This window comes from Bradyrhizobium sp. 1200_D9_N1_1, from assembly GCF_052075915.1.
In the GTDB taxonomy this organism is placed as follows: Bacteria; Pseudomonadota; Alphaproteobacteria; order Rhizobiales; family Xanthobacteraceae; genus Bradyrhizobium; species Bradyrhizobium diazoefficiens.
Map to the genome: position 1 here is coordinate 6,900,963 of NZ_CP197226.1, position 21,200 is coordinate 6,922,162.

18 protein-coding genes are annotated in these 21,200 nt (G+C 64.9%); 6 read left to right on the plus strand and 12 right to left on the minus strand.

What is annotated here, in order from left to right:
* Nucleotides 1-57: 57 nt before the first annotated feature.
* Nucleotides 58-1,776: an IlvD/Edd family dehydratase gene (locus AB5K84_RS33005; protein WP_038965811.1), complete on the minus strand. Its 1,719-nt coding sequence runs from the start codon at nucleotides 1,774-1,776 to the stop codon at nucleotides 58-60.
* A gap of 175 nt (nucleotides 1,777-1,951) precedes the next feature.
* Between AB5K84_RS33005 and AB5K84_RS33010 the strand changes: the two genes are divergently transcribed.
* Both AB5K84_RS33010 and AB5K84_RS33015 read left to right on the plus strand, forming a co-directional pair.
* Nucleotides 1,952-2,635, plus strand: a complete 684-nt coding sequence (locus tag AB5K84_RS33010; RefSeq protein ID WP_028174804.1) for a GntR family transcriptional regulator — start codon at nucleotides 1,952-1,954, stop codon at nucleotides 2,633-2,635.
* Between the two features lie 225 nt (nucleotides 2,636-2,860).
* Entirely contained in the window at nucleotides 2,861-3,790 is a 930-nt protein-coding gene (locus tag AB5K84_RS33015; RefSeq protein WP_441232715.1) for a hypothetical protein, read from the plus strand.
* Nucleotides 3,791-3,834: 44 nt separating this feature from the next.
* Here the strand turns inward: AB5K84_RS33015 and AB5K84_RS33020 are convergent, their stop codons facing one another.
* Together AB5K84_RS33020 and AB5K84_RS33025 are read right to left on the minus strand one after the other, a co-directional pair.
* Nucleotides 3,835-4,248: a hypothetical protein gene (locus AB5K84_RS33020; protein WP_011085607.1), complete on the minus strand. Its 414-nt coding sequence runs from the start codon at nucleotides 4,246-4,248 to the stop codon at nucleotides 3,835-3,837.
* A 23-nt stretch (nucleotides 4,249-4,271) separates the two neighbouring features.
* Nucleotides 4,272-4,535, minus strand: a complete 264-nt coding sequence (locus tag AB5K84_RS33025) for a GlsB/YeaQ/YmgE family stress response membrane protein (RefSeq protein ID WP_038965812.1) — start codon at nucleotides 4,533-4,535, stop codon at nucleotides 4,272-4,274.
* A 193-nt stretch (nucleotides 4,536-4,728) separates the two neighbouring features.
* Between AB5K84_RS33025 and AB5K84_RS33030 the strand changes: the two genes are divergently transcribed.
* Nucleotides 4,729-5,634: a transglutaminase family protein gene (locus AB5K84_RS33030; protein ID WP_011085605.1), complete on the plus strand. Its 906-nt coding sequence runs from the start codon at nucleotides 4,729-4,731 to the stop codon at nucleotides 5,632-5,634.
* A gap of 52 nt (nucleotides 5,635-5,686) precedes the next feature.
* Here AB5K84_RS33030 and AB5K84_RS33035 read toward each other — a convergent pair whose 3' ends face one another.
* From AB5K84_RS33035 to AB5K84_RS33045, 3 genes are all read right to left on the minus strand, one after another.
* Nucleotides 5,687-6,466, minus strand: a complete 780-nt coding sequence (locus AB5K84_RS33035) for a hypothetical protein (protein ID WP_011085604.1) — start codon at nucleotides 6,464-6,466, stop codon at nucleotides 5,687-5,689.
* Between the two features lie 112 nt (nucleotides 6,467-6,578).
* Nucleotides 6,579-6,875: a hypothetical protein gene (locus AB5K84_RS33040; protein ID WP_028174799.1), complete on the minus strand. Its 297-nt coding sequence runs from the start codon at nucleotides 6,873-6,875 to the stop codon at nucleotides 6,579-6,581.
* A gap of 328 nt (nucleotides 6,876-7,203) precedes the next feature.
* Nucleotides 7,204-8,028, minus strand: coding sequence for an NAD-dependent epimerase/dehydratase family protein (locus tag AB5K84_RS33045; protein ID WP_011085602.1), 825 nt, complete (start codon nucleotides 8,026-8,028; stop codon nucleotides 7,204-7,206).
* Between the two features lie 91 nt (nucleotides 8,029-8,119).
* Here AB5K84_RS33045 and AB5K84_RS33050 point away from each other — a divergent pair, with 91 nt between their 5' ends.
* The gene (locus tag AB5K84_RS33050; RefSeq protein WP_011085601.1) at nucleotides 8,120-9,088 is read left to right on the plus strand and encodes an SMP-30/gluconolactonase/LRE family protein; all 969 of its coding nucleotides are present in this window, start codon (nucleotides 8,120-8,122) and stop codon (nucleotides 9,086-9,088) included.
* A gap of 218 nt (nucleotides 9,089-9,306) precedes the next feature.
* Here AB5K84_RS33050 and AB5K84_RS33055 read toward each other — a convergent pair whose 3' ends face one another.
* Nucleotides 9,307-10,737: an aldehyde dehydrogenase family protein gene (locus AB5K84_RS33055; RefSeq protein WP_028174796.1), complete on the minus strand. Its 1,431-nt coding sequence runs from the start codon at nucleotides 10,735-10,737 to the stop codon at nucleotides 9,307-9,309.
* Nucleotides 10,738-11,006: 269 nt separating this feature from the next.
* Nucleotides 11,007-13,370, minus strand: coding sequence for a transketolase (locus AB5K84_RS33060; RefSeq protein WP_011085599.1), 2,364 nt, complete (start codon nucleotides 13,368-13,370; stop codon nucleotides 11,007-11,009).
* 133 nt (nucleotides 13,371-13,503) lie between these two features.
* On the opposite strand from AB5K84_RS33060, the gene AB5K84_RS33065 reads away from it, so the two are divergent.
* Nucleotides 13,504-13,965 (plus strand): Lrp/AsnC family transcriptional regulator, encoded by a 462-nt coding sequence (locus AB5K84_RS33065; protein WP_027546512.1) that lies wholly within the window; start codon nucleotides 13,504-13,506, stop codon nucleotides 13,963-13,965.
* A gap of 96 nt (nucleotides 13,966-14,061) precedes the next feature.
* Nucleotides 14,062-14,985 (plus strand): polyphosphate kinase 2, encoded by a 924-nt coding sequence (ppk2, locus tag AB5K84_RS33070; RefSeq protein ID WP_441232716.1) that lies wholly within the window; start codon nucleotides 14,062-14,064, stop codon nucleotides 14,983-14,985.
* Nucleotides 14,986-15,096: 111 nt separating this feature from the next.
* Here ppk2 and AB5K84_RS33075 read toward each other — a convergent pair whose 3' ends face one another.
* The 4 genes from AB5K84_RS33075 to AB5K84_RS33090 form a co-directional block, all read right to left on the minus strand.
* A complete protein-coding gene (locus AB5K84_RS33075) occupies nucleotides 15,097-16,176 on the minus strand; it encodes a zinc-binding dehydrogenase (RefSeq protein ID WP_011085596.1) in 1,080 nt (359 codons plus the stop codon).
* A 60-nt stretch (nucleotides 16,177-16,236) separates the two neighbouring features.
* Complete coding sequence (locus AB5K84_RS33080) at nucleotides 16,237-17,178, minus strand: DMT family transporter (RefSeq protein ID WP_028174794.1); 942 nt, start codon at nucleotides 17,176-17,178, stop codon at nucleotides 16,237-16,239.
* Between the two features lie 187 nt (nucleotides 17,179-17,365).
* On the minus strand, nucleotides 17,366-18,205 hold the full coding sequence (locus tag AB5K84_RS33085; protein WP_038965817.1) for an aldo/keto reductase: 840 nt from the start codon (nucleotides 18,203-18,205) through the stop codon (nucleotides 17,366-17,368).
* A 276-nt stretch (nucleotides 18,206-18,481) separates the two neighbouring features.
* Entirely contained in the window at nucleotides 18,482-21,187 is a 2,706-nt protein-coding gene (locus AB5K84_RS33090) for a nitrate reductase (protein WP_011085593.1), read from the minus strand.
* Between the last annotated feature and the right edge of the window lie 13 nt (nucleotides 21,188-21,200).

Here is a 21,200-nt window from a genome sequence, read left to right on the forward strand (position 1 = left end):
TCCCCCTGTTTTATCGCCCGCCGCTTCAGCGGTCTGGGCGTTCGTTCGGGTGGTTGGTCACCCCTTCTCGGTCTGCTTCCCAGTCCTCTGCATGAAATCGAAGTCGCAGCCCTCGTCGGCCTGCATGATGGTCTCGTTGAACAGCCAGGCGTAGCCGCGCCGCGCCTCCTCGGGCGCCGCCGCCGGCTTGAGCGTGGCGCGCCGGCGCTCCAGCTCGGCGGCGTCGACCAGCAGCTCGATGCTGCGCCTGGCAACGTCGAGCCGGATCATGTCGCCGTTCTTCACCAGCGCCAGCGGCCCGCCGACGGCGGACTCGGGCGTGATGTGCAGCACGATGGTGCCGAACGCCGTGCCGCTCATCCGCGCGTCGGAAATGCGCACCATGTCCTTGGTGCCGCCGCGCGCGAGCTTCTTCGGGATCGGCAGATAGCCCGCCTCGGGCATGCCCGGCGCGCCCTTCGGGCCGGCGTTGCGCAGCACCAGCACGTCGTCGGCAGTCACGTCGAGATCGGGATCGTCGACCCGCAAGGTCATGTCCTCGACGGATTCAAAGACCACCGCGCGCCCCGTGTGCTGCAAAAGCTTGGGGCTCGCAGCCGATTGCTTGATCACGGCACCGCGCGGGGCGAGATTGCCGTGCAGGACGGCAAGGCCGCCTTCCTTCTTGATCGGATTATTGCGCGGGCGGATCGCGTCCTGGCCGGGCACGTCTTCCGCATTCGCCGCGATATCACCCAGCGTCTGGCCGGTGATGGTCTTCGCATCGAGATCGACGAGATCGCCGAGCTGCGCCAGCAGCTTCGGCACGCCGCCGGCGTGATGAAAATGCTCCATGTAGTGCTCGCCCGACGGCTTGAGATCGACCAGCACCGGCACCTCGCGGCCGATCCGGTCGAACACTTCGAGATCGAGCCGGTGCGGCGAGCGATGCGCCATCGCCGTCAGATGGATCAGGCCGTTGGTCGAGCCGCCGATCGCCTGGAGCACGACCTGCGCGTTCTTGAAGGATGCCGGCGTCAAGATCTCGCTCGGCTTCGGGCCCTTGGTCTTGGCCATCTCGGCCGCAACCCGGCCGCTCGCCTCAGCGAGGCGGAAGCGTTCGGCATGCGGCGCGGGGATCGTCGCGCTCATCGGCAACGACAGGCCCATCGCTTCGATCATGCAGGCCATGGTCGAGGCCGTGCCCATCACCATGCAGGTGCCGACCGACGGCGCGAGGCGGCCGTTGACCGCCTCGATCTCGGCATCGTCCATTTCGCCGGCGCGATATTTGCCCCAGAGACGGCGGCAATCGGTGCAGGCACCGAGCACCTCGCCCTTGTGATGACCGACCACCATCGGCCCGACGGGGATGACAACGGTCGGCAGATCGGCGCTGATCGCGGCCATCACCTGAGCCGGCAGAGTCTTGTCGCAGCCGCCGATCACGATCACCGAATCCATCGGCTGTGCCCGGATCATCTCCTCAGTGTCCATCGCCATCAGGTTGCGCAGATACATCGAGGTCGGATGCGCAAAGCTTTCGGCGATCGAGATGGTCGGGAACACGAACGGCATCGCGCCCGACAGCATCACGCCGCGCTTGGCGGCTTCGATGATCTGGGGGACGTTGCCGTGGCAGGGATTGTAGTCGCTGTAGGTGTTGGTGATGCCGACGATCGGGCGCTCCAGCGCGTCGTCGGAATAGCCCATGGCCTTGATGAACGCCTTGCGCAGGAACAGCGAGAAGCCGGCATCGCCATAGCTCGTCAGACCCTTGCGCAAGCCACTCGTCATCATGCCACTCCGTTCACCTTGCCATTGTCGTACAGGCTACCCCCTGATTGTCAATAACGCAGGCGCCCACGGTGGCAATTTCCGGCTCCTGGCACCGCCCGCGACACAAATTATTGACAATCTGCCCCTTCCCTGCTCCACAGGGCGGACCGGCCCGGTGCTGAAGGCTGAGAGGATGTCCGACATTCACACCGCAGACGCCATGACGGTCCGGCGCGACGATCCGGACGACGTGGTCGCGCGGCTGGAGGAGGACATCATCTTCGGCCGCCTTGCGCCCGGCGCGCGCCTGACCGAGGACGCGCTGATGTCGGCTTACGGCACCTCGCGCCACTTCGTGCGTCAGGCACTGGTGGATGCCGAGCGGCGCGGCATCGTCCGCCGCGAGAAGAATGTCGGCGCCACCGTGCGGTTCTATTCGGCAGAAGAGGTTCGGCAGATCTATGAGGTCCGGGAGATGCTGACCCGGCAGGCCGCGCTGATGATCCCCCTGCCCGCGCCGCAAGGCCTGATCGACGAATTGACCACGCTGCAACGGCAATATTGCGCCAAGGCCGACGTGCAGGATCTGCGCGGCATCCACGAGGCCAACGACGCCTTCCACCTCGCGCTGTTCTCCGCCTGCGGCAATCCCTATCTGGTGCGCTCGCTCCAGGACTACATGAACCTGACGCTGCCGATGCGCGCCAAGAACCTCGCCGACCGCGACGGGCTCGCGCAATCGCGGCGCCAGCACGAGCTGATGATCGAGCTCTTGAAGGGCCGCGACAGCTGGGCATTGGCGCAGCTCTGCGTCGATCACATGCAGTTCAGCAAGTCGGATTATCTGGCGCGGATTTCTGGCGAAACCGAGCGCTAGCGCGTGCGCCTGTCGGCCCGCCGGCGCAGCAACAGCCGATGCGGAGAAGGATGAACAACTCGCCGGGGCAATGGAACCCGGCGGAACTCATCCAACCAGACGATAATCTTCTGGTAGATGCCGCTCAATCACTCAACCGATTAACGGGTTGTTAGAGGACTCTATCCCAAATGGTTTCTGGAATAAATAACAACCATACCGGGTTCCATTGCCCGGAGCAATCGCATGAATGTACCTGGTCTCCTGATCGCAACGGCCTTTGGCGCAGCATTTTTTGCCGGGGAGTATGTGTGGTACTATCAACCCGCTTTCATCAACCCGGACGTCTTGATTAGCACGTTCTCCTCGGAACATATGAAAGCGCGCGCAGCAGTCCGAAAAGCGCTGATCGATCCAGACTCGGCCAAATTCAGCGCTTTGCGTTCAATTGAGGCCGGCGCGGCGAGGTATGTTTGCGGCGGTGTCGAGGCAAGGGACAAGTCCGGCCAGTCCATCGGAACCGCTTTCGTCTATACCGTGGCCATTGATTTTGCCCGCATCGATGACGACGGTCGGATCACGCATCAGCATTCGGGATACAGACCTTGCCCGACTGAGGAGGACAAGGTCGTGCAGCAGCGACCGGCTCTGTCACCCGGCGTGTCGTCGGTCGTCAGAACCGTTCAGAAAGTCGCCCCCGACGTGCACATGTCGGTTGCACCCGGCCTGACGACGCCTGCACCGTCGGCGGGCGGATCGTCATCTGGCGGCACAATGGAGCAGCAGGTCCGCGAGCTGGCCGCCCGGACCGTTCCGCCTGATGCTGCAAATGGACAGCCACCAGGCCCGACCGCGAACCGTGGGGTCGCCAAGGAGAGTGAGTGGCAAGCCGATCGACCTCCTGCCGCGTGGCCCACATTTCCTCCGGATCACGCATTGGCGAGATCAACCCGGAAACGAACCCCGTCCGAAGCACTGGCCCTGGCGAAAGACGTCGAGGACCGCTGGAAGCAGGCGGAGTCATGGGCCGACATTTCGATGCGTCCATCACCGGAGGACATCAACGAGGCATGCCGCGCGCTGCTCTCGATCGATTCAAGACACGCCGAATATCCAAAAGCGTGGGCAGCTTTCGCGCGGTTGCAAAAGATGAGCCGCGACATCGCCAGCGGCTGATTTCGGTGACGCGCTTCGCTCGTCGCCGGGCGCGCAATGACCATTCAGTACCGTCTCAACAGGCCGCGCGCCACGCTGGTCTCGCCATGACCGGCGCAGGCCCGTTTCGGATTCCTGATCAAGTCCGTCCGGACCCGCCTGAATGTCCTTCCGGCGGACTCGGCCACCTCTGGGCGGAATTTTCCGGGATCGTAGCTCTCGCCGTCATGGGCCTTGATGGCCGCAGCATAGGCGTCGATCATCGCCATCGCGGCATCAGGGCTGCCGAGAAGTCGGGCGCCGAGTTGAACGCTGCCGGCACCATCGACCTCATAGCCGGTGCATCGCTGCTCCAGCACCGCGGATGCGGTGACGAGCTGGTCGAGGAACGTTGCTTCGGCCTCGCTGAGCGTCGCGGCCTGCGCCGGCCCTGACACGATTAGTACGAGCAACGCGACGGCTGGCAGTTTGATTTTCATGCTCGGCCGATCATGTGGATCGATCAGGCGCGCCCCTGACGACTCATGAAAAGGCCGTACAGAAACAGGAGGATGATGGCACCGACCACGCTTCCGATGAAGCCGGCGCCCTCCCCGAACCGGTACCATCCCACGGCCTGGCCGAGCCAGGTCGCAACGAACGCGCCGACAATTCCCAGGACCGTGGTCAAAATGAACCCTTTGGGCTCGGACTTATCGCCGGGCATGATGAACTTCGCGACCAGTCCGACGAGAAATCCGATGATGATCGTCCAAAGGATGCTCATGTCCATCGCTCCATTCGGTCAATTCGAGACATCAAACGTCTGAAGGAATGCGTGATCGCTTGATGGGCCAGACGACGCCGGGAACGACGTTGATCTAGATCAATGGGCCAAAGCAGCCGAGCAGAAAGCTGCAGGCCGCTCTTCCTGGTGAGACGGCGCTCAACGAGCTCCGCAACGCGAAGCGGGATGATGCATGGCGATCATCGGCGAGATCACGCACACGACGACCTATCGCTATGCAAAGCCGGTGACGTTCGGCACGCACCGGGCCATGTTCCTGCCGCGGCGCGGCGCCTCCACCCGGCTGCTTCGCTGGTCCGCTTCGACCAGTCTGCCATCAAAGGTGCATTGGATCACCGACGCCCGCTCGAATGCCGTCACCGTGATGGACTTCAGCGAGCCCGGCAGCGAGCTGACCTTCACCTTCAAGGTTCGCGGCATCTATTTCGGCGTCAAGGGGCTGGAGACGTTTCCGCTGGAGCCGCGGGCCGAGGAAGTCCCCGTGCAGTACACGCCGGATGAGTGGACCGATCTTGCAGGATACCTGCGTCCGCATGCCGACGATCCAGACGGCAGCCATGCGGCGTGGACCAAGAGCTTCGTTGCCGGCGATCAGGACCGGACCGCCGACGTGCTGCGCCGGATGCTGGGCCTGTTTCGCAGCGAGTTCAGCTATCGCGGAAGAGATGCGGAAGGCACCCAGTCCCCCGGCGAGACGCTGCGTACGAAATCCGGGACCTGCCGGGACTTCGCCTGGCTCATGATCGAGACGTTGCGCCGCCTCGGCTTTGCCGCGCGCTTCGTCAGCGGCTATCTCTATGACGCCGCGCTCGACGGCGGCGCCGTGGGGATGACCGGCTCCGGCGCCACCCATGCATGGGTGCAGGTATTCCTGCCCGGCGCCGGCTGGCTCGATTACGATCCAACGAACAGCCTGAGCGCCGGCTTCGACCTCATCCCCGTGGCCATAGCGCGGCATCCGGGGCAGGCCGTGCCGCTGGCCGGCTCGTGGTTCGGCGATTCCGGCGACTACCTCGGCATGTCGATCAATGTCGCCGTTCGCAAGCTCAGCGAAATGCTCGATCCTTCGGAGGGATAGGCCACAGGCGCGGCGGTCAAACGTCCCGAGGCCGGGCGAGGGCCGGATGATGTCAGTGAGAGAAGACGCGCGTGCCTGACGTCCATGCCCGTTGGTTTCCGACCGGACTGGCCCCGATTTCCCAGCCAGCGCCACCCCATAGGGCATCAACCACGCCAAGATCGCCCGCGCCGTCACGGACAAAGAAGAGGTTCGGAGCGGAGCTGGTCTGCAGCGCCCCGCTTTCGCCGTTGGCCTGCAGCCTCAAGAGACACCAGATGTCGGCAAGTTTGCTCTCGGCGCGAGCGCCCAGCTCGCCGAGGATCTGCCCGGAATTCGAGGGATTGTTCAAAACATGCGTCTGCAGAGGCGTATCGTCCGCGGCTTCGACCTTGACGGCGAACCGGCGCGCAAAGGTCGCGCCGAGCCACGCAATCTTGACAGGCGCGGTCGGCGTGATGTCCTCCTTGAAATGCTCGCTCGCAACGAAGGATTCCGCGTGGGGAATGGCCGCCGTTGACGGGGGATCGAGAGGTTCGCCGGGCTTGCGCTTGAGCGAACATTCGATCCTGGCGCGGGGAACAAGCGACGCGGAGCTGCCGCCAGATTTGTTCTCGTCGGCATGCGCGCTGAAACTGGATGCCGCCAGAACAATAACAAGACATAGGTTGGGCGCTAAGCGGCGCATTGTTTGGCGTCCTTGAATTGCCGATTCAAGAACAAGGTAAACTGTGAATTGCTTCTGTAAATCGAAGATCAGGTTTCTGGTTAAGCTTAAAGCAAGGAACTCATTTGAAGAGAAATGCAAGATATCTGGAACCACGCGCCTGCCTGGCAGCAGCGTGCGACGCACCCGGACGCCTCAAGATCGTATCAGACGCTCGGCGCCCTTGCGATTCACACGCAAGGTGGAAAGCGCGAATTTCTGCGCGCGGTCCCATGAAGCTCTTGATCAGCGAGCCGCTCTACTTGCCCGCCAAGCGCGCGATCGTCTGACCGGCCGGAGGAACCCGCAAGTCCGGTCCAGACACTGGCTGCGGCGTGATCCGGCAGCATCTTGCCTGCGCGCGGAGCGGATCGCTCCACATCCAACGCACGCGCCAGGCCGGATTGTAGGCGTAGGCCGGGATGCGCCAGAACCAGATGGTTTCGTAGACACTGTCCCCGAATCGATCCACATCCGGACGTGGCGTTGGCCAGGATGCTGCCGCGACGAGAACGACAGTCAACACCGCGGCCCCTGACAGAACCATCTTGCGCATCTTGCTTCCACAATCGCTAGAATGAAAAGGGCGGTCACTTCCGCGCAACGCAATGCATAGAAGAAACGTTGACGTGTTCCGACAATAGAACGCCTATTTCCAAAAACGGAAATCCGGAACTCTACGGTGTGCACACAGACGTTAGTCGCAAGGAGCCGTTCGGATATCTGCCGCCATCACGATCGTATGCGCGTCAACTCGGGATGGGGCCCCTCCACCAGTCTGGCCCGCCCCACCGGGAATCCCAACGCTCACCGCACGAGTGAATTTCTCCCGGCTCGGCAAGCGGGGCCGGGAGAGCGCACCTGCATTCCTCCAGGCAACGACGCTAGCGCTTGGTCCAGTCGATGATGCGGCTCGCATCGCCGTCGAACTCGTTGCTGCAGAATGCGCCACCCTGGTAGTGGTCGCCGACCGGATCCGGCTTCAGCTTGGCCTGCTCGGCCATCGCGTGCTCGCGGAAATCCTCGGCGCGTCCCGTGGGGCGATAGCCGAATTCGTAGGCGCGGTGGTTGTCCCACCAGGCGCGCTCGTTGAGGGAGGCGCCGTAGAAGACCTCGAAATGGATGTCGGGATGTTCGAGCCCGATGCGGCAAAGCTGCACGAGGTCGTCGGGCTTCAGCCAGATCGAGAGCCGGCGCTGGTCGAGCGGCAGGTCGCCGAAATTGCCGATGCGCAGGCACGTCACCTTCAGGCCGTGCTTGTCGGCGTAGAGCGCACCGACGGCCTCGCCGAACACCTTGCTGACGCCGTAACGGCCATCGGGGCGCGGGGTGACATCGGTCCCGATCTTGTGGTGGCGGGGATAGAAGCCGACGGCGTGGTTGGACGAGGCGAACACCACGCGCTTGACGCCCTTGCGGTACGCCGCCTCGAACAGATTGTAGCCGCCGATGATGTTGGCCTGGAGGATGTCGTCCCACGGGCCCTCGACCGAATAGCCGCCGAAATGGATGATGCCGTCGACGCCCTCGCAGATCGCCTCGCACTGCGCGAGATCGGCGAGATCCGCCGCCTTGAATTTTTCGTTCGCGCCGAGATCGGCGGGCGGCTTGATGTCGGAGAGCAGGAGATCCGGATAGATCGGCGGCAGCAGCTTTCGCAGGCTCGTGCCGATTCCACCCGAAGCTCCCGTCATCAGAATACGCGGCATGTCTTCCCTCGCCTGTGGTGACCGATTTGCGGCCGTAGATAACTGATGCTAGCAGACTTGGACAGAGGGAACGCAACAACGAGACCTGCACATGAACGATGCATCGTCCCACACTCAAGGCTGGCGGCCGGCGACCTATTACCCCGATCCGGCGATAAAGGCACTCGATCCCCGCTTCGAAAAATACTGGCTGAAACTGTCGGCGGTGGAACGGCTGACGACCGGCCTGCGCTGGGCCGAGGGTCCGGTGTGGTTCGGCGACGGCCGCTATCTCCTGTGCAGCGACATCCCGAACCAGCGCATCATCAAATGGGAGGAGGAGACCGGCGCCGTCTCGGTGTTCCGCAAGCCCTCCAATTTCGCCAACGGCAACACGCGCGACCGCCAGGGCCGGCTCGTCACCTGCGAGCATGGCGGGCGCCGCGTAACCCGCACCGAGTATGACGGCAGCATCACGGTGCTGATGGATTCCTTCGGCGGCAAGCGGCTGAACTCGCCGAACGACGTCGTGGTGAAATCCGACGGCTCCGTCTGGTTCACCGATCCGACCTTCGGCCTACTCGGCAATTACGAAGGCTACAAGGCCGAGCCCGAGATCGAGCCGAACGTCTACCGGCTCGATCCCGCAACCGGCAAGGCGAACATCGTCGCCGAGGGCGTGCTCGGGCCGAACGGGCTGTGCTTCTCGCCGGACGAGAAGATTCTGTATGTCGTGGAATCGCGCGGCGTGCCGAACCGCAAGATCCTCGCCTATGACGTCTCAGCCGACGGCACCACGATCTCCAACAAGCGCGTGCACATCGACGCAGGTCCCGGCACGCCTGATGGCATGCGCTGCGACATCGACGGCAATCTCTGGTGCGGCTGGGGCATGGGCGATCCCGAGCTCGACGGCGTCGTGGTGTTCGCGCCCGACGGCGTCATGATCGGCCGCATCGCCCTGCCCGAACGCTGCGCCAATCTCTGCTTCGGCGGCGTCAAGCGCAACCGCCTGTTCATGGCGGCGAGCCAGTCGATCTACGCGCTGTATGTGAACACGCAAGGCGCGCTGGGGGGATAGGCGCAGCTCTCTCCTCCGTCATTCCGGGGCGCGCCGTCTTCGGCGCGAGCTATGATGCGCAATTGCGCATCTGAGAATCCATCGTGCGGCAGCGTCCGAGGCAAAATGGATTCCGGGCTCGTCGCTTCGCGACGCCCCGGAATGACGGGAGAGAGACCAAACGAAAAACGCCGGAGCGATTTCCCGCTCCGGCGTCATGTTGGTTCAGGCGCTAAGCCTTACGCCGCGTTGAAGCCGGCGACGGCCTTCACTTCGAGGAAGTCCTCGAGGCCGTACTTGCCCCACTCGCGGCCGTTGCCGGACTGCTTGTAGCCGCCGAACGGTGCGGTGCGGTCGTTGGGCACGCCCTGGAGGTTGACGTTGCCGGCGCGGATCTGGCGGGCGACACGCTTGGCGCTCTCGACCGTGTCGGCCGAGACATAGCCGGCAAGGCCATAGGGCGTGTCGTTGGCGATCTGCACGGCGTCGGCTTCGTTCTTGGCGCCGATGATGGTCAGCACCGGTCCGAAGATCTCTTCGCGGGCGATCGTCATGTCGGGAGTGACGTCGGCGAAGATGGTCGGACGGACGTAGAAGCCCTTGTTGACGCCTTCGGGCAGGCCCGGGCCGCCGGCGACGAGCGTTGCGCCCTCGTCGATGCCCTTCTTGATCAGGCCCTGGATCTTGTCCCACTGGCCGCGGTTGACCACGGGGCCGATGGTGGTGCCTTCGGCGCGCGGATCGCCCGCCTTGGTCTTGTCGGCGACGGCCTTCGCGATCGCGGCGACTTCCTTCATCTTCGACAGCGGCACGATCATGCGCGAGGGCGCGTTGCAGGACTGGCCGGAGTTGTTGAACATGTGCATCACGCCGCCGGTCACCGCCTTCGTGAGGTCGGCGCCTTCGAGGATGACGTTCGGCGACTTGCCACCGAGCTCCTGGCTGACGCGCTTCACGGTCGGCGCGGCGCGCTTGGCCACGTCGATGCCGGCGCGGGTCGAGCCGGTGAACGAGATCATGTCGATATCGGGATGCTCGCTCATGGCGGCGCCGACCTCGGGGCCGAGGCCGTTGACGAGGTTGAACACGCCCTTCGGCACGCCGGCTTCATGGAGGATTTCCGCGAAGATCAGCGCCGAGGTCGGCGTAAACTCCGACGGCTTCAGGATCATGGTGCAGCCGGCGGCGAGTGCGGGCGCGACCTTGCAGGCGATCTGGTTGAGCGGCCAGTTCCAGGGCGTGATCATGCCGACCACGCCGATCGGCTCGCGCAGCACCATGGCGGTGCCGACCGGCTCCTCGAAATGATAGTTCTTGAGCACGTCGAGCGTGGTCATGAGATGGCCGAGGCCGGCGCCGGCCTGCAGCTTCTCCGCCATCGGCAGCGGTGCGCCCATCTCGTCGGAGACGGCAGCGCCGATCTCCTTGAGGCGGCCCTTGTAGATCTCGATGATTTTCGTGAGCAGCGCGACGCGCTCCTCGCGGCTGGTCTGGGAGAACGTTGCAAAGGCGCGCTTGGCGGCGGCAACGGCCTTGTCGACATCGGCCTTGGAGCCGAGCGCAACCTCGTACATCGCCTCTTCCGTCGCCGGATTGACCACGGCGGTGGACTTCTTGACGGCGGGATCGACCCAGGCGCCGTCGATGTAGAATTGCATGCGATTGACCATCGTTAACCTCTTCTTGGGGGCATGGTGGGGGCGTTTCGGCAGGCATCCTTGCACGAAAGCGCCGGCAATTGAACCCGCCATATGCGGGGCCAGCGTTGCGGCGGACGGAGGATATATGAGCCGATGGCGGGAACGAGGCAAGGCTCCCTCAGGCGTCATTCCGGGACGCGCCACTTGGCGCGGGCCCGGAATCCATGACCACGATCGGGAGTATGGATTCCGGGCTCGACGCTACGCGTCGCCCCGGAATGACAGGGCAGTTACCTCAACTACACCGCCATCTTCCGATGCAGCACCGGCGCGCCGGTGGTGAGGCTTTCGGCCGCATCGATGATGGCGTTGGCATCGATGCCGTAGTGGCGGTAGAGGTCGGCGATGCTGCCGGTCTGGCCGAACTGCTCGACGCCGAGCGCCTCGACGCGGTGGCCGCGGACGCTGCCGAGCCAGCCGAGCGCGGACGGGTGGCCGTCGATCACGGTCACGATGCCGCAGTCGCGCGGCAGCGGCGCCAGCAGCTTCTCGATGTGGCTGAGGTGCTGCACGCCGCGCCTGTCACGCCGCAATTTCCGTGCTGCGGTCCACCCCGCATGCAGGCGGTCGGCCGATGTGATCGCGAGCAGCCCGATGTCACGCCGGCTCTCGCCGATGAAGCCGGTCGCCTCGATCGCTTCGGGCGCCATCGCGCCGGTATAGGCGATCACGAGCTCGGCATTGGGGCCCGGCTTACGCAGCCAATAGGCGCCGTCGGTGATGCCCTGCTGAAGCTCCGGCGTCATGATCCGCTGCGCCTGCTCGATGCTGCGCGTCGAGAGCCGCAGATAGACGGAACCGCCCTCGCCCGGATCGCGCTGCATGTGATTGAAGCCCCAGCCCATGATCACGGCGAGCTCGTCGACGAAGGCTGGCTCGAACGAGGCGAGGCCATCCTGCGCCATGCCGATCAGCGGCGTCGCGATCGACTGATGCGCGCCGCCCTCGGGCGCAAGCGTGATCCCTGACGGCGTCGCCGCCACCATGAAGCGCGCATCCTGGTAGCAGGCATAGTTCAGCGCATCGAGGCCGCGCTCGATGAAGGGATCGTAGAGCGTGCCGACCGGCAAGAGCCGCGCGCCGTTGATCTGGTGCGACAGGCCGAGCGCCGAGAGCATGATGAAGAGGTTCATCTCGGCGATGCCGAGCTCGAGATGCTGGCCCTTTGGCGAGGCGTCCCAGTTGTAGGTGGACGGAATTTTCTCGCTGCGGAATAAGTCCGCCTTCTCGGCGTTTGCGAACAGGCCGCGCCGGTTCACCCACGGGCCGAGATTGGTCGAAACGGTCACGTCGGGCGAGGTCGTGACGATGCGCCTGGCGAGCTCGCTGTCGCCGCGCGCGATCTCGTTCAGCACGAGGCCAAAGCCCTGCTGGGTGGACATCTGCGGCGCCGGCTTGAAGGCGAGTTGCGCGGGCACCTCGACCACCGGCGCGGTCAGGCGGCGGCCGTCCTGGTTGAACGGCACGCGCGCAAGGAAGGCATCGAGCTCGGCGGGAGCCAGCGCGAGGCCCTCGTACTTGTCCCACTCGTAGCCGGGGCGGATGTTCTGGCTCTCGCGATATTTCTCCATCTGCGCGACCGTCATCAGGCCGGCGTGGTTGTCCTTGTGGCCCTGGAACGGCAGGCCCACGCCCTTGATGGTGTAGGCAATGAAGCAGACCGGACGGTCGTGGTCGATGGACTCGAACGCTTCCAGCATGCTCGCCATGTCGTGGCCGCCGAGGTTCGACATCAGCGCCAGCAGCTCCTCATCGCTGCGCTTGTCGATCAGTTTGGTGATCGGCCCCTGGTCGCCGATCTCGTCGTGCAGATGCTTGCGGAAGGCCGCGCCGCCCTGGAAGCACAGCGCCGCATAAAGCGCGTTCGGGCAATTGTCGATCCACCTCTTCAGCGCCTCGCCGCCGGGCTCGGCGAAGGCCTCGCGCATCAGGCGGCCGTATTTCACGATGACCACGTCCCAGCCGAAATTGCGGAACATGGTCTCGAACTTTTCCCAGAGCCCTTCGCGCACGACGGCGTCGAGCGACTGGCGGTTATAGTCGACCACCCACCAGGTGTTGCGCAGGCCGTGCTTCCAGCCTTCTGCCAAGGCTTCGAAAATATTGCCCTCGTCCATCTCGGCATCGCCGACCAGCGCGATCATCCGCCCTTCGCGGCGGTCCTTCATCCAGCCATGCGCCTTGACGTAGTCCTGCACCAGCGAGGCGAACAGCGTCTGCGCGACGCCGAGGCCGACCGAACCGGTCGAGAAGTCGACGTCGTCGACGTCCTTGGTGCGCGAGGGATAGGACTGCGCGCCCTTGAAGCCGCGAAAATTCTCCAGCTTCTCGCGGCTCTGCCGGCCGAACAGATACTGGATGGCGTGGAACACCGGACTCGCATGCGGCTTCACTGCGACGCGGTCCTCAGGGCGCAGCACATGGAAATACAGCGCCGACATGATGGTGGCGAGCGAGGCCGACGAGGCCTGGTGGCCGCCGACCTTCAACCCGTCCGCGTTCGCACGGATATGGTTGGCGTGGTGGATGGTCCATGACGACAGCCACAGCGCCTTGCGGCTGAGGGCGGTCAGGGTTTCGAGGCGCGCGGAATCGACGGGCATGGCGATGCTCCGGAAAATGACGCCCCGATGATACGCCTGCCGGCCCCGCCAAACTTCTCAATTTTTCGCGCCATACCTGCCGATATTGGGATATTTTACCAATCGAATGCCCCCTGACCCAGGTTTCATCCCAATGCCCGAGCTCGACGCCATCGACCGCAAGATCCTCAGCTACCTCCAGAACGACAGCCGGCTGACCATGCAGGAGCTCGCCGACAAGGTCGGGCTCTCGGTGTCGCCCTGCCATCGCCGTGTCAAGCTCCTGGAGGAGCGCGGCGTCATCTCGCGCTATATCGCGACCGTCGACCAGAAGGCGCTCGGCCTGCATGTCAGCGTCTTCATCTCGATCAAGCTGGCGCGGCAGAAGGAGGAGGACCTCAACCGCTTCGCGCGCGCGATCTCGAAATGGGACGAGGTGCTGGAGTGCTATCTGATGACCGGCAACCGCGACTATCTGTTGCGCGTGGTCGCAGCCGACCTCGCCTCCTACGAAACCTTCCTGAAGACCAAGCTGACCCGGCTCGACGGCATCGCCTCGATCGAGTCGAGCTTTGCGCTCAGTCAGGTGAAATATTCGATCGCGTTGCCGGTCTGATGGCCCCACCGGGTTATTTCGGAACCGGTGTCACAAGGGCGCAATAAACCCCGCCGATGGTCACGGGCGACAGGCACCCTGCCGAAAGAAGGACCCATGACCGCATCGGACCGCACCCCTGAAATGGCCAAACGCGAGCGCATCATCCGGGAAATGACCGACGATCTCGACGAAGAGCTGGAGATGGAGCTCGATGACAGCAGGCTCGACGAGCTGCTGGACGAGACCGGCACGCTCCGCCCGACGGTGGATCGCAGGCTCTATTTCCGTGAGCTGCTGCGGCTGCAGGGCGAGCTGGTCAAGCTCCAGGACTGGGTGCAGAGCGAAAAGAAGAAGGTCGTGGTGCTGTTCGAGGGCCGCGACTCCGCCGGCAAGGGCGGCGTCATCAAGCGCATCACCCAGCGGCTCAATCCCCGCATCTGTCGCGTCGCCGCGCTTCCCGCGCCGAGCGAGCGCGAGCGCTCGCAATGGTACTTCCAGCGCTACGTGGCGCATCTTCCCGCCGGCGGCGAGATGGTGCTGTTCGACCGCAGCTGGTACAACCGCGCCGGCGTCGAGCGCGTGATGGGCTTCTGCTCCGAAGATCAGTACCAGGAGTTCTTCAAGACGGTGCCGGAGTTCGAGCGGATGCTGATCCGCTCCGGCATCATCCTGGTCAAGTACTGGTTCTCGATCACCGACGACGAGCAGCAGTTCCGCTTCAGCATGCGCATCAGGGATCCGCTCAAGCAGTGGAAGCTGAGCCCGATGGACGTCGAGGCGCGCAGCCGCTGGGAGCAGTACACCAAGGCCAAGGAGACGATGCTGGAGCACACCCACCTGCCCGACTCGCCATGGTGGATCGTCGATGCCGTGGACAAGAAGCGGGCGCGGCTCAACTGCATCGCGCACCTTCTGAGCCAGATCCCCTACCGGGAGGTCGGCCGCGCACCGGTGGTGCTGCCGCCGCGCGTCCGTAACCCCGACTACCACCGCGGGCCGATCCCGCCGGAGGAGATGTACGTGCCTGCGAAATACTGAGGGCCGCAGTTTCGTAGGGTGGGCAAAGGCGCGTAGCGCCGTGCCCACCATGTGCCCGCGTTGGCGGTGAGAATGGTGGGCACGCTTCGCTTTGCCCACCCTACGGCACTGTCACCGCCACGGCTGCACGATGATCTTGGTGTGCGCCTCGGGATTGGCGAGGTCGGCGAAGGCTTTTGCGACGCCGTCGAGGCCGACCTCGGCCGTCACCATGGCTGCGGCGTCCACCTGCCCTTCCGCGATCAGGCGCAGCGAGCTTGCGAACTCCTCCGGCGTGTAGCCGAGCACGTACTGGACGTTGAGCTCCTTCATGATGCCGAGCATGGGCTCGTTTCTGTCGCTCTCCATGCAGACGCCGACCACGACGATCCTGGCATCGCGCGGGGCGCCCTCGAACACCTGCTGCAACAGACCGGGCACGCCGACGCATTCGAAGATGATCGCGGGCTTGAGCGCCGGCAGCATCGCCTGGAACGGCGGTCGCGCCGCCTTCTCGGCGTCTGCCATCTGCGCGTGCTCGGCCCAGGCCGTGTAGGGCTGCGACACCTTGGGATCGACCACGATGTCGGCGCCGAGCTGAGCTGCAAGCGCGCGCCGCGCCGGCGAATAGTCGGCGGCGACGATCGGATGCAGCCCCCTGATCTTCAGCGCGGCAATCACCGCGAGCCCGACCGGTCCGCAGCCGACCACCAGCGGCACCTCGCCGCCGCTGATGTTGGCTTTGGCGACGGCGTGGACGCCGACGGCGAGCGGCTCGGTCAGCGCGGCATGTTCGGGAGCCAGACCGTTGGGCACCTCGAGCAGCAGCGCTTCACTGAGCAGCATCGCTTCCGCATAACCGCCGATATTATCGTTGGAATAGCCGATGCCCTCGATGCCTTGCGGCGTCACCAGCGCCGGCAGCGAGCAGACATGGGTGCCGGGCTTGAGCTTGCGCGCGGTGCTAGGGCCGTAGTCGACGATCTCGCAGCAGAATTCATGACCGAACACGACGTCGCGGGTAAGGTCCATCGGCTTGCGGCCAACCTTCCGCGCCATCTCCACCATGCGGTGGGCGTGCTGGCGCGCATGCAGGTCGGAGCCACAGATGCCGCAGGCGAGCGTCTTGACCAGCACCTGGCCAGGGCCCGGCTTCGGCTCGACCATCTGACCAACGACAATCTCACCGTTCCTGAAGATCGCAGCGCGCATCCGGCTCCTCCCGTGTTGTTGGAGGCATTGATAGCACGACGCGCGATGCGCGCACTTGCGTCAGGCGTTCGGCGAACGCTCTTCCAGCACCAGGAGCTGGGCCCGGCGGACGCGCTCGCGATGGGCGATGTAGAGACCGCTGGCGACGATGAAGGCCGCGCCGACGACGGTCCAGACATCAGGCACCTCGCCGAAGATGAAGAAGCCGAGAATGCTGACCCAGAGCAGCTGCGTATAGGAGAACGGCGCGAGCACCGAGGCGTCGCCGTAGCGATAGGCGAGCACGACGATCCACTGGCCCGCGGTGGAGGCGACGCCGATGAAGATGCCGAGCGCGATCGCGGTCCAGGACGGCGTGACCCAGACGAACGGCACCATCGCGGTCAGGATCGCAAGACCGGTCAACGAGGAATAGGCCATGGTGGTGATGACCGCTTCGCGGCCGCTCATCATGCGCGTCAGGATCAGCGTGCCGGCCCAGCAGGCCGCCGAGACCACGGGGAAGAACGCCGCCAGATGAAACGCGCTGGTGCCCGGGCGCAGGATGATGAGCACGCCGATGAGACCGAGCGCGGTCGCAAACCAGCGGCGCATGCCGACCTTCTCGCCGAGGAAGACGATCGAGAGCGCGGTGACGAACAGCGGCGCGACGAAGCCGGTAGCGGAAGCTTCCGCGATCGGCAGGAAGCGCAGGCCGGTGATGAAGAACAGCGAGGAGCCGAGCAGCGCCGCACCGCGCATCACGTGCAGGCCGAGGCGCTGGGTGCGCATCGCGTAGAGCGGCGAAGCCGGCAGCATCACCGGCGTGAACATCAGCGCGAAGGTGAGGAAGCGGATCCAGGTGATCTGGATCGACGGCAGGCTGGTCGAAAGATATTTCGCGGTGATGTCGGAGCACCCGAGAAACACCGTCGACAACAGGATCAGCGCGATGCCCTTGAAGGGATGATCGACGCGCGCAGGTGCGCGGCGGCCGACATGCTTCTTCTCGGGCATGGACACGGAAATACTGTCGAGCCTTGCGGCTGCGGCTGGCGGCGGGGTCACGGCTGGAACTCGGGAAAAATGCGAATCGAGCGCTCGTAAAAAACGACAAATGCGCCGCGTTCACAACTTCCGAAAACAGGATGCCGATATGCGCTGAGGGCTGCGCGCGTCAATACTCCATTAAGAATGCGCGCTTGCTGCACTACAGCATGGGCAGACCTCGGGGCTTCGGACCGCGCGGAAACGCCGCATCCAGTGCAGCAATCTCCTCTTTCGTCAGCACGAGATCGCCGGCAGCGGCATTTTCGCCGGCATGTTCCGCCGACGACGCCTTCGGGATCGCGAACACCGTAATCGCACGGGTGAGGAAGCTCAGCGCGATCTGACGCGGTGTCACGCGCCGCGCCTCCGCGATGCGCGCCAGCACGGCGCCGCCCTTGCTGTTGCTTGCCGGAAAATCGTCATGGCCGAACGGCGAATAGGCGACGACCGCGACGCCGTGCCGCTCGCACCACGGAATCACGGCATGCTCGATCGCGCGTTCCTTGAGATGATAGAGCACCTGATTGCAGGCGATGCGGCCCTCGCCCGCGACGTCGAGCATCTCTTCGAGATCGTCGGCATCGAAATTGGAGACGCCCCAGGATTTGATCTTGCCAGCCTTCACAAGTTCCTCGAACGCAGCGCCGGTGTCTTCGAGCGGATAGGAGCCGCGCCAATGCAGAAGATAGCAGTCGAGGCGATCGGTCTTGAGCCGCTTTAGCGAACGCTCGCAGGCCGTGATGGTGCCGCGGCGCGAGGCGTTGCTCGGCAGCACTTTGGACACGAGGAACACTTCGTCGCGACGACCCGCGATCGCGTCCGCAATGACCAGCTCGGCATCGCCATACATCTCGGCGGTATCGATATGGGTCATACCGAGATCGAGCCCGCGCTGAAGCGCCGCGATCGCGCGCTTGCGATCGCCATGATCGAGATACCAGGTGCCCTGCCCGATGACGGAGACGTTGGCACCGGTCTTGCCGAAGGGGTTTGTGTTCATGTGCGGTCCGATCTTCGTCATTCATGTCGTCCTGGCGAAAGCCAGGACCCATTACCACAGGGAGGTGTTGTTGCAGTAGATGGTGGCCACAGCGTGCCTTCGCCACGCTGACCGGGATAATGGGTCCTGGCTTTCGCCAGGACGACGATGGGGAGCTAGTTTGCGCAATGCATCAACATCGTCATTGCGAGCGCAGCGAAGCAATCCAGACTGTCTCCACGGAGAGACGCTGGATTGTTTCGCTGCGCTCGCTATGACGATGGAAAGAGCCGACCGCTAACCCGCCGCACCGGCGATCTTCACCTGCTTCACTGGCGCGACCTCCGTCGTCGCGATCAGGCGCTTCAGCTCGGGGATGCAGGAGCCGCAATTGGTGCCGGCCTTGAGCGTGGCGCCGATCTCGGCCGTCGTGCGCGCGCCGCTCGCGATGGTATCGCAGATGGTACCGCGGCCGACGCCGAAGCAGGCGCAGACGATCGGGCCGGTCGCGGCGGCGCCTTCGCCGGACTTGCCGGACAACAGCATGCCGCGCTGGTCGTCGGTGACCTGATCGGCCACGAACAGGCTCTTCACCACCTCCCAGTCGCCGGCATCATGGGCGGGTCCGACGAACAGGCAGGTCTCGATGCGATCGCCCGCGAACGAGGCCGCACGATAGACGCCGCCGCCGAAATCGCGGTACTCGGCGACATCCTCGCCCGCGACACCCTCGAGCCAAGCGGGCCAGCGCGACAGGTCGGCGTTGTCGGCGAAGAGATAGCCGAAGCCGCCGTTGACCGTGACCCGCGTCCACAACAGATTGGGCGGCAGGTCGAGCTGTTTGCGCGACAGCGCGAAGCCGCGGAAGACGTATTCATAGGGCGCGATCGCGGCCGGCGTCGCCTTGGATTCCGGCTGGCCCGAGAACGGGTCGGTGAAGGACTGCACCAGCGCACCGACGCGGCCGTGCGAGGCATTCATCGCGCTCCAGTGGATCGGCACGAACAGCGTGCCGCGCTGCTGCCGATCGCTGACGACCACCTTCAGGATGCACTGCCCGTAATCGGTCGTGATGCGGGCATAGCCGTCATGGGCGATGCCGAATTTGCCGGCGTCGTCGGGATGGACCTCGACGAACGGCTCGGGCAGATGCGCGCCCAGCCGCTGGCTGAGGCCCGTGCGCGTCATGGTGTGCCACTGGTCGCGGATGCGCCCGGTGTTGAGCCGTAAGGGGCGCGACGCGCCGGTCTCGCTACGCAACGCCGGCACCTCCGGCGCGACGAAGCGGCCTTTGCCGTCATTGGTGAAGAAACCACCGCTCGCAAAGAAGCGCTCGCCGGGCGCCCCGCCTTCGCGCACCGGCCACTGCACGGGCTTCAAGGCGTCGAAGGCCTCGTTCGAGAGCGAGGTCAACGCGCCGATGTCGAAATCGCGGCTGCCATCGTTCTCGAACGCCGAAAGCGCCGCGTGCTCGCGGAAAATATCGGCGGCGGATTTGTAGTCAAAACTGTCGCCGAAGCCGAGACGTTTGGCGGTCTCGCTGAGAATCCACCAGTCCGGCCGCGCCTCGCCCGGCGCCGGCAGGAACGAGCGCTGGCGCGAGATGCGTCGTTCGGAGTTGGTCACCGTACCCGACTTCTCGCCCCAGGCGAGCGCGGGCAGCAGCACGTGCGGGCCGGCTTCGACCGTGTCGTTGGAGAGCACGTTCTCGGAGACCACGAACAGCTCGAGCTTCTTCAGCGCCTCGCGCACGAAGTCCGCGTCGGGCAGCGACACCGCCGGGTTGGTCCCCATCACCCATAGCGCCTTGACCTCGCCGCGGTTGATCGCCTCGAACAGCTGCACCGCCTTCAGCCCCTCATGGGTAGCGATGCGCGGAGCCTTCCAGAACCGCCTGACACGGTCGATGTCCGGCGGCGTGAAATTCATGTGCGCGGCGAGCTGATTGGCGAGGCCGCCGACCTCGCGGCCGCCCATCGCGTTGGGCTGGCCGGTGAGCGAGAACGGCGAGGCGCCCGGCTTGCCGATGCGGCCCGTGGCGAGATGGCAGTTGAGGATCGCGTTGACCTTGTCGGTGCCCTGCGCCGACTGGTTGACCCCTTGCGAATAGAGCGTGACGACGCGCGGCGTGTCACGGAACATCTTGAAGAAGGTCGCGACGTCCTGCTCGGAGAGGCCTGTGGCCAGCGCGGTCGCAGTGACGCTGCCGGCGATGTTGCGCGCGCGCACCAACGCGTCGTCGAAGCCCGACGTGTTGCTCGCGATGTAGGCCTGGTCCAGCGCGCCGCTGTCGGCGAAATGGACGAACAGGCCCGAGAACAAGGCGGTGTCGGTGCCGGGCTTCAGCCCCAGGAACAGATCGACGTCGCTCGCGGTGTCGGTGCGGCGCGGGTCGATCACGATCATGCGGGCGCCGCGCTCCTGCCTGTTCTTCAGCATGCGCTGGAACAGCACGGGGTGACACCACGCCGCGTTCGAGCCGACGAAGACCAGTAGGTCGGCCTGGTCGAGATCCTCGTAGCAGCCGGGCACGGTGTCGGCGCCGAAGGCACGGCGGTGGCCGGCGACCGAGGACGACATGCAGAGCCGCGAATTGGTGTCGACATTGGCGGTGCCGACAAAGCCCTTCATCAGCTTGTTGGCGACATAGTAATCCTCGGTCAGGAGCTGGCCGGAGAGATAGAAGGCGACCGCGTCGGCACCGTCGCGCGCCGCGATGTGCTGCATGCGGTGGGCGACGTGGTCGAGCGCATCGCTCCAGGCAACGCGCTCCAGCACGCCCTTGCAGCGGATCATCGGGTAAAGAAGCCGGCCCTCCAGTCCGACGGTCTCACCGAGCGCCGAGCCCTTGGAGCACAGCCGGCCGAAATTGGCGGGATGATCGGGGTCGCCGGCGATCGCCGCGCCGCCCTTGCCGTCCGGCGTTGCGAGCACGCCGCAGCCGACGCCGCAATAGGGGCAGGTGGTCTTGGTGGTCCGGAGCTTCGGGTCGATCGCCGTCATATCGAGCTGCCTT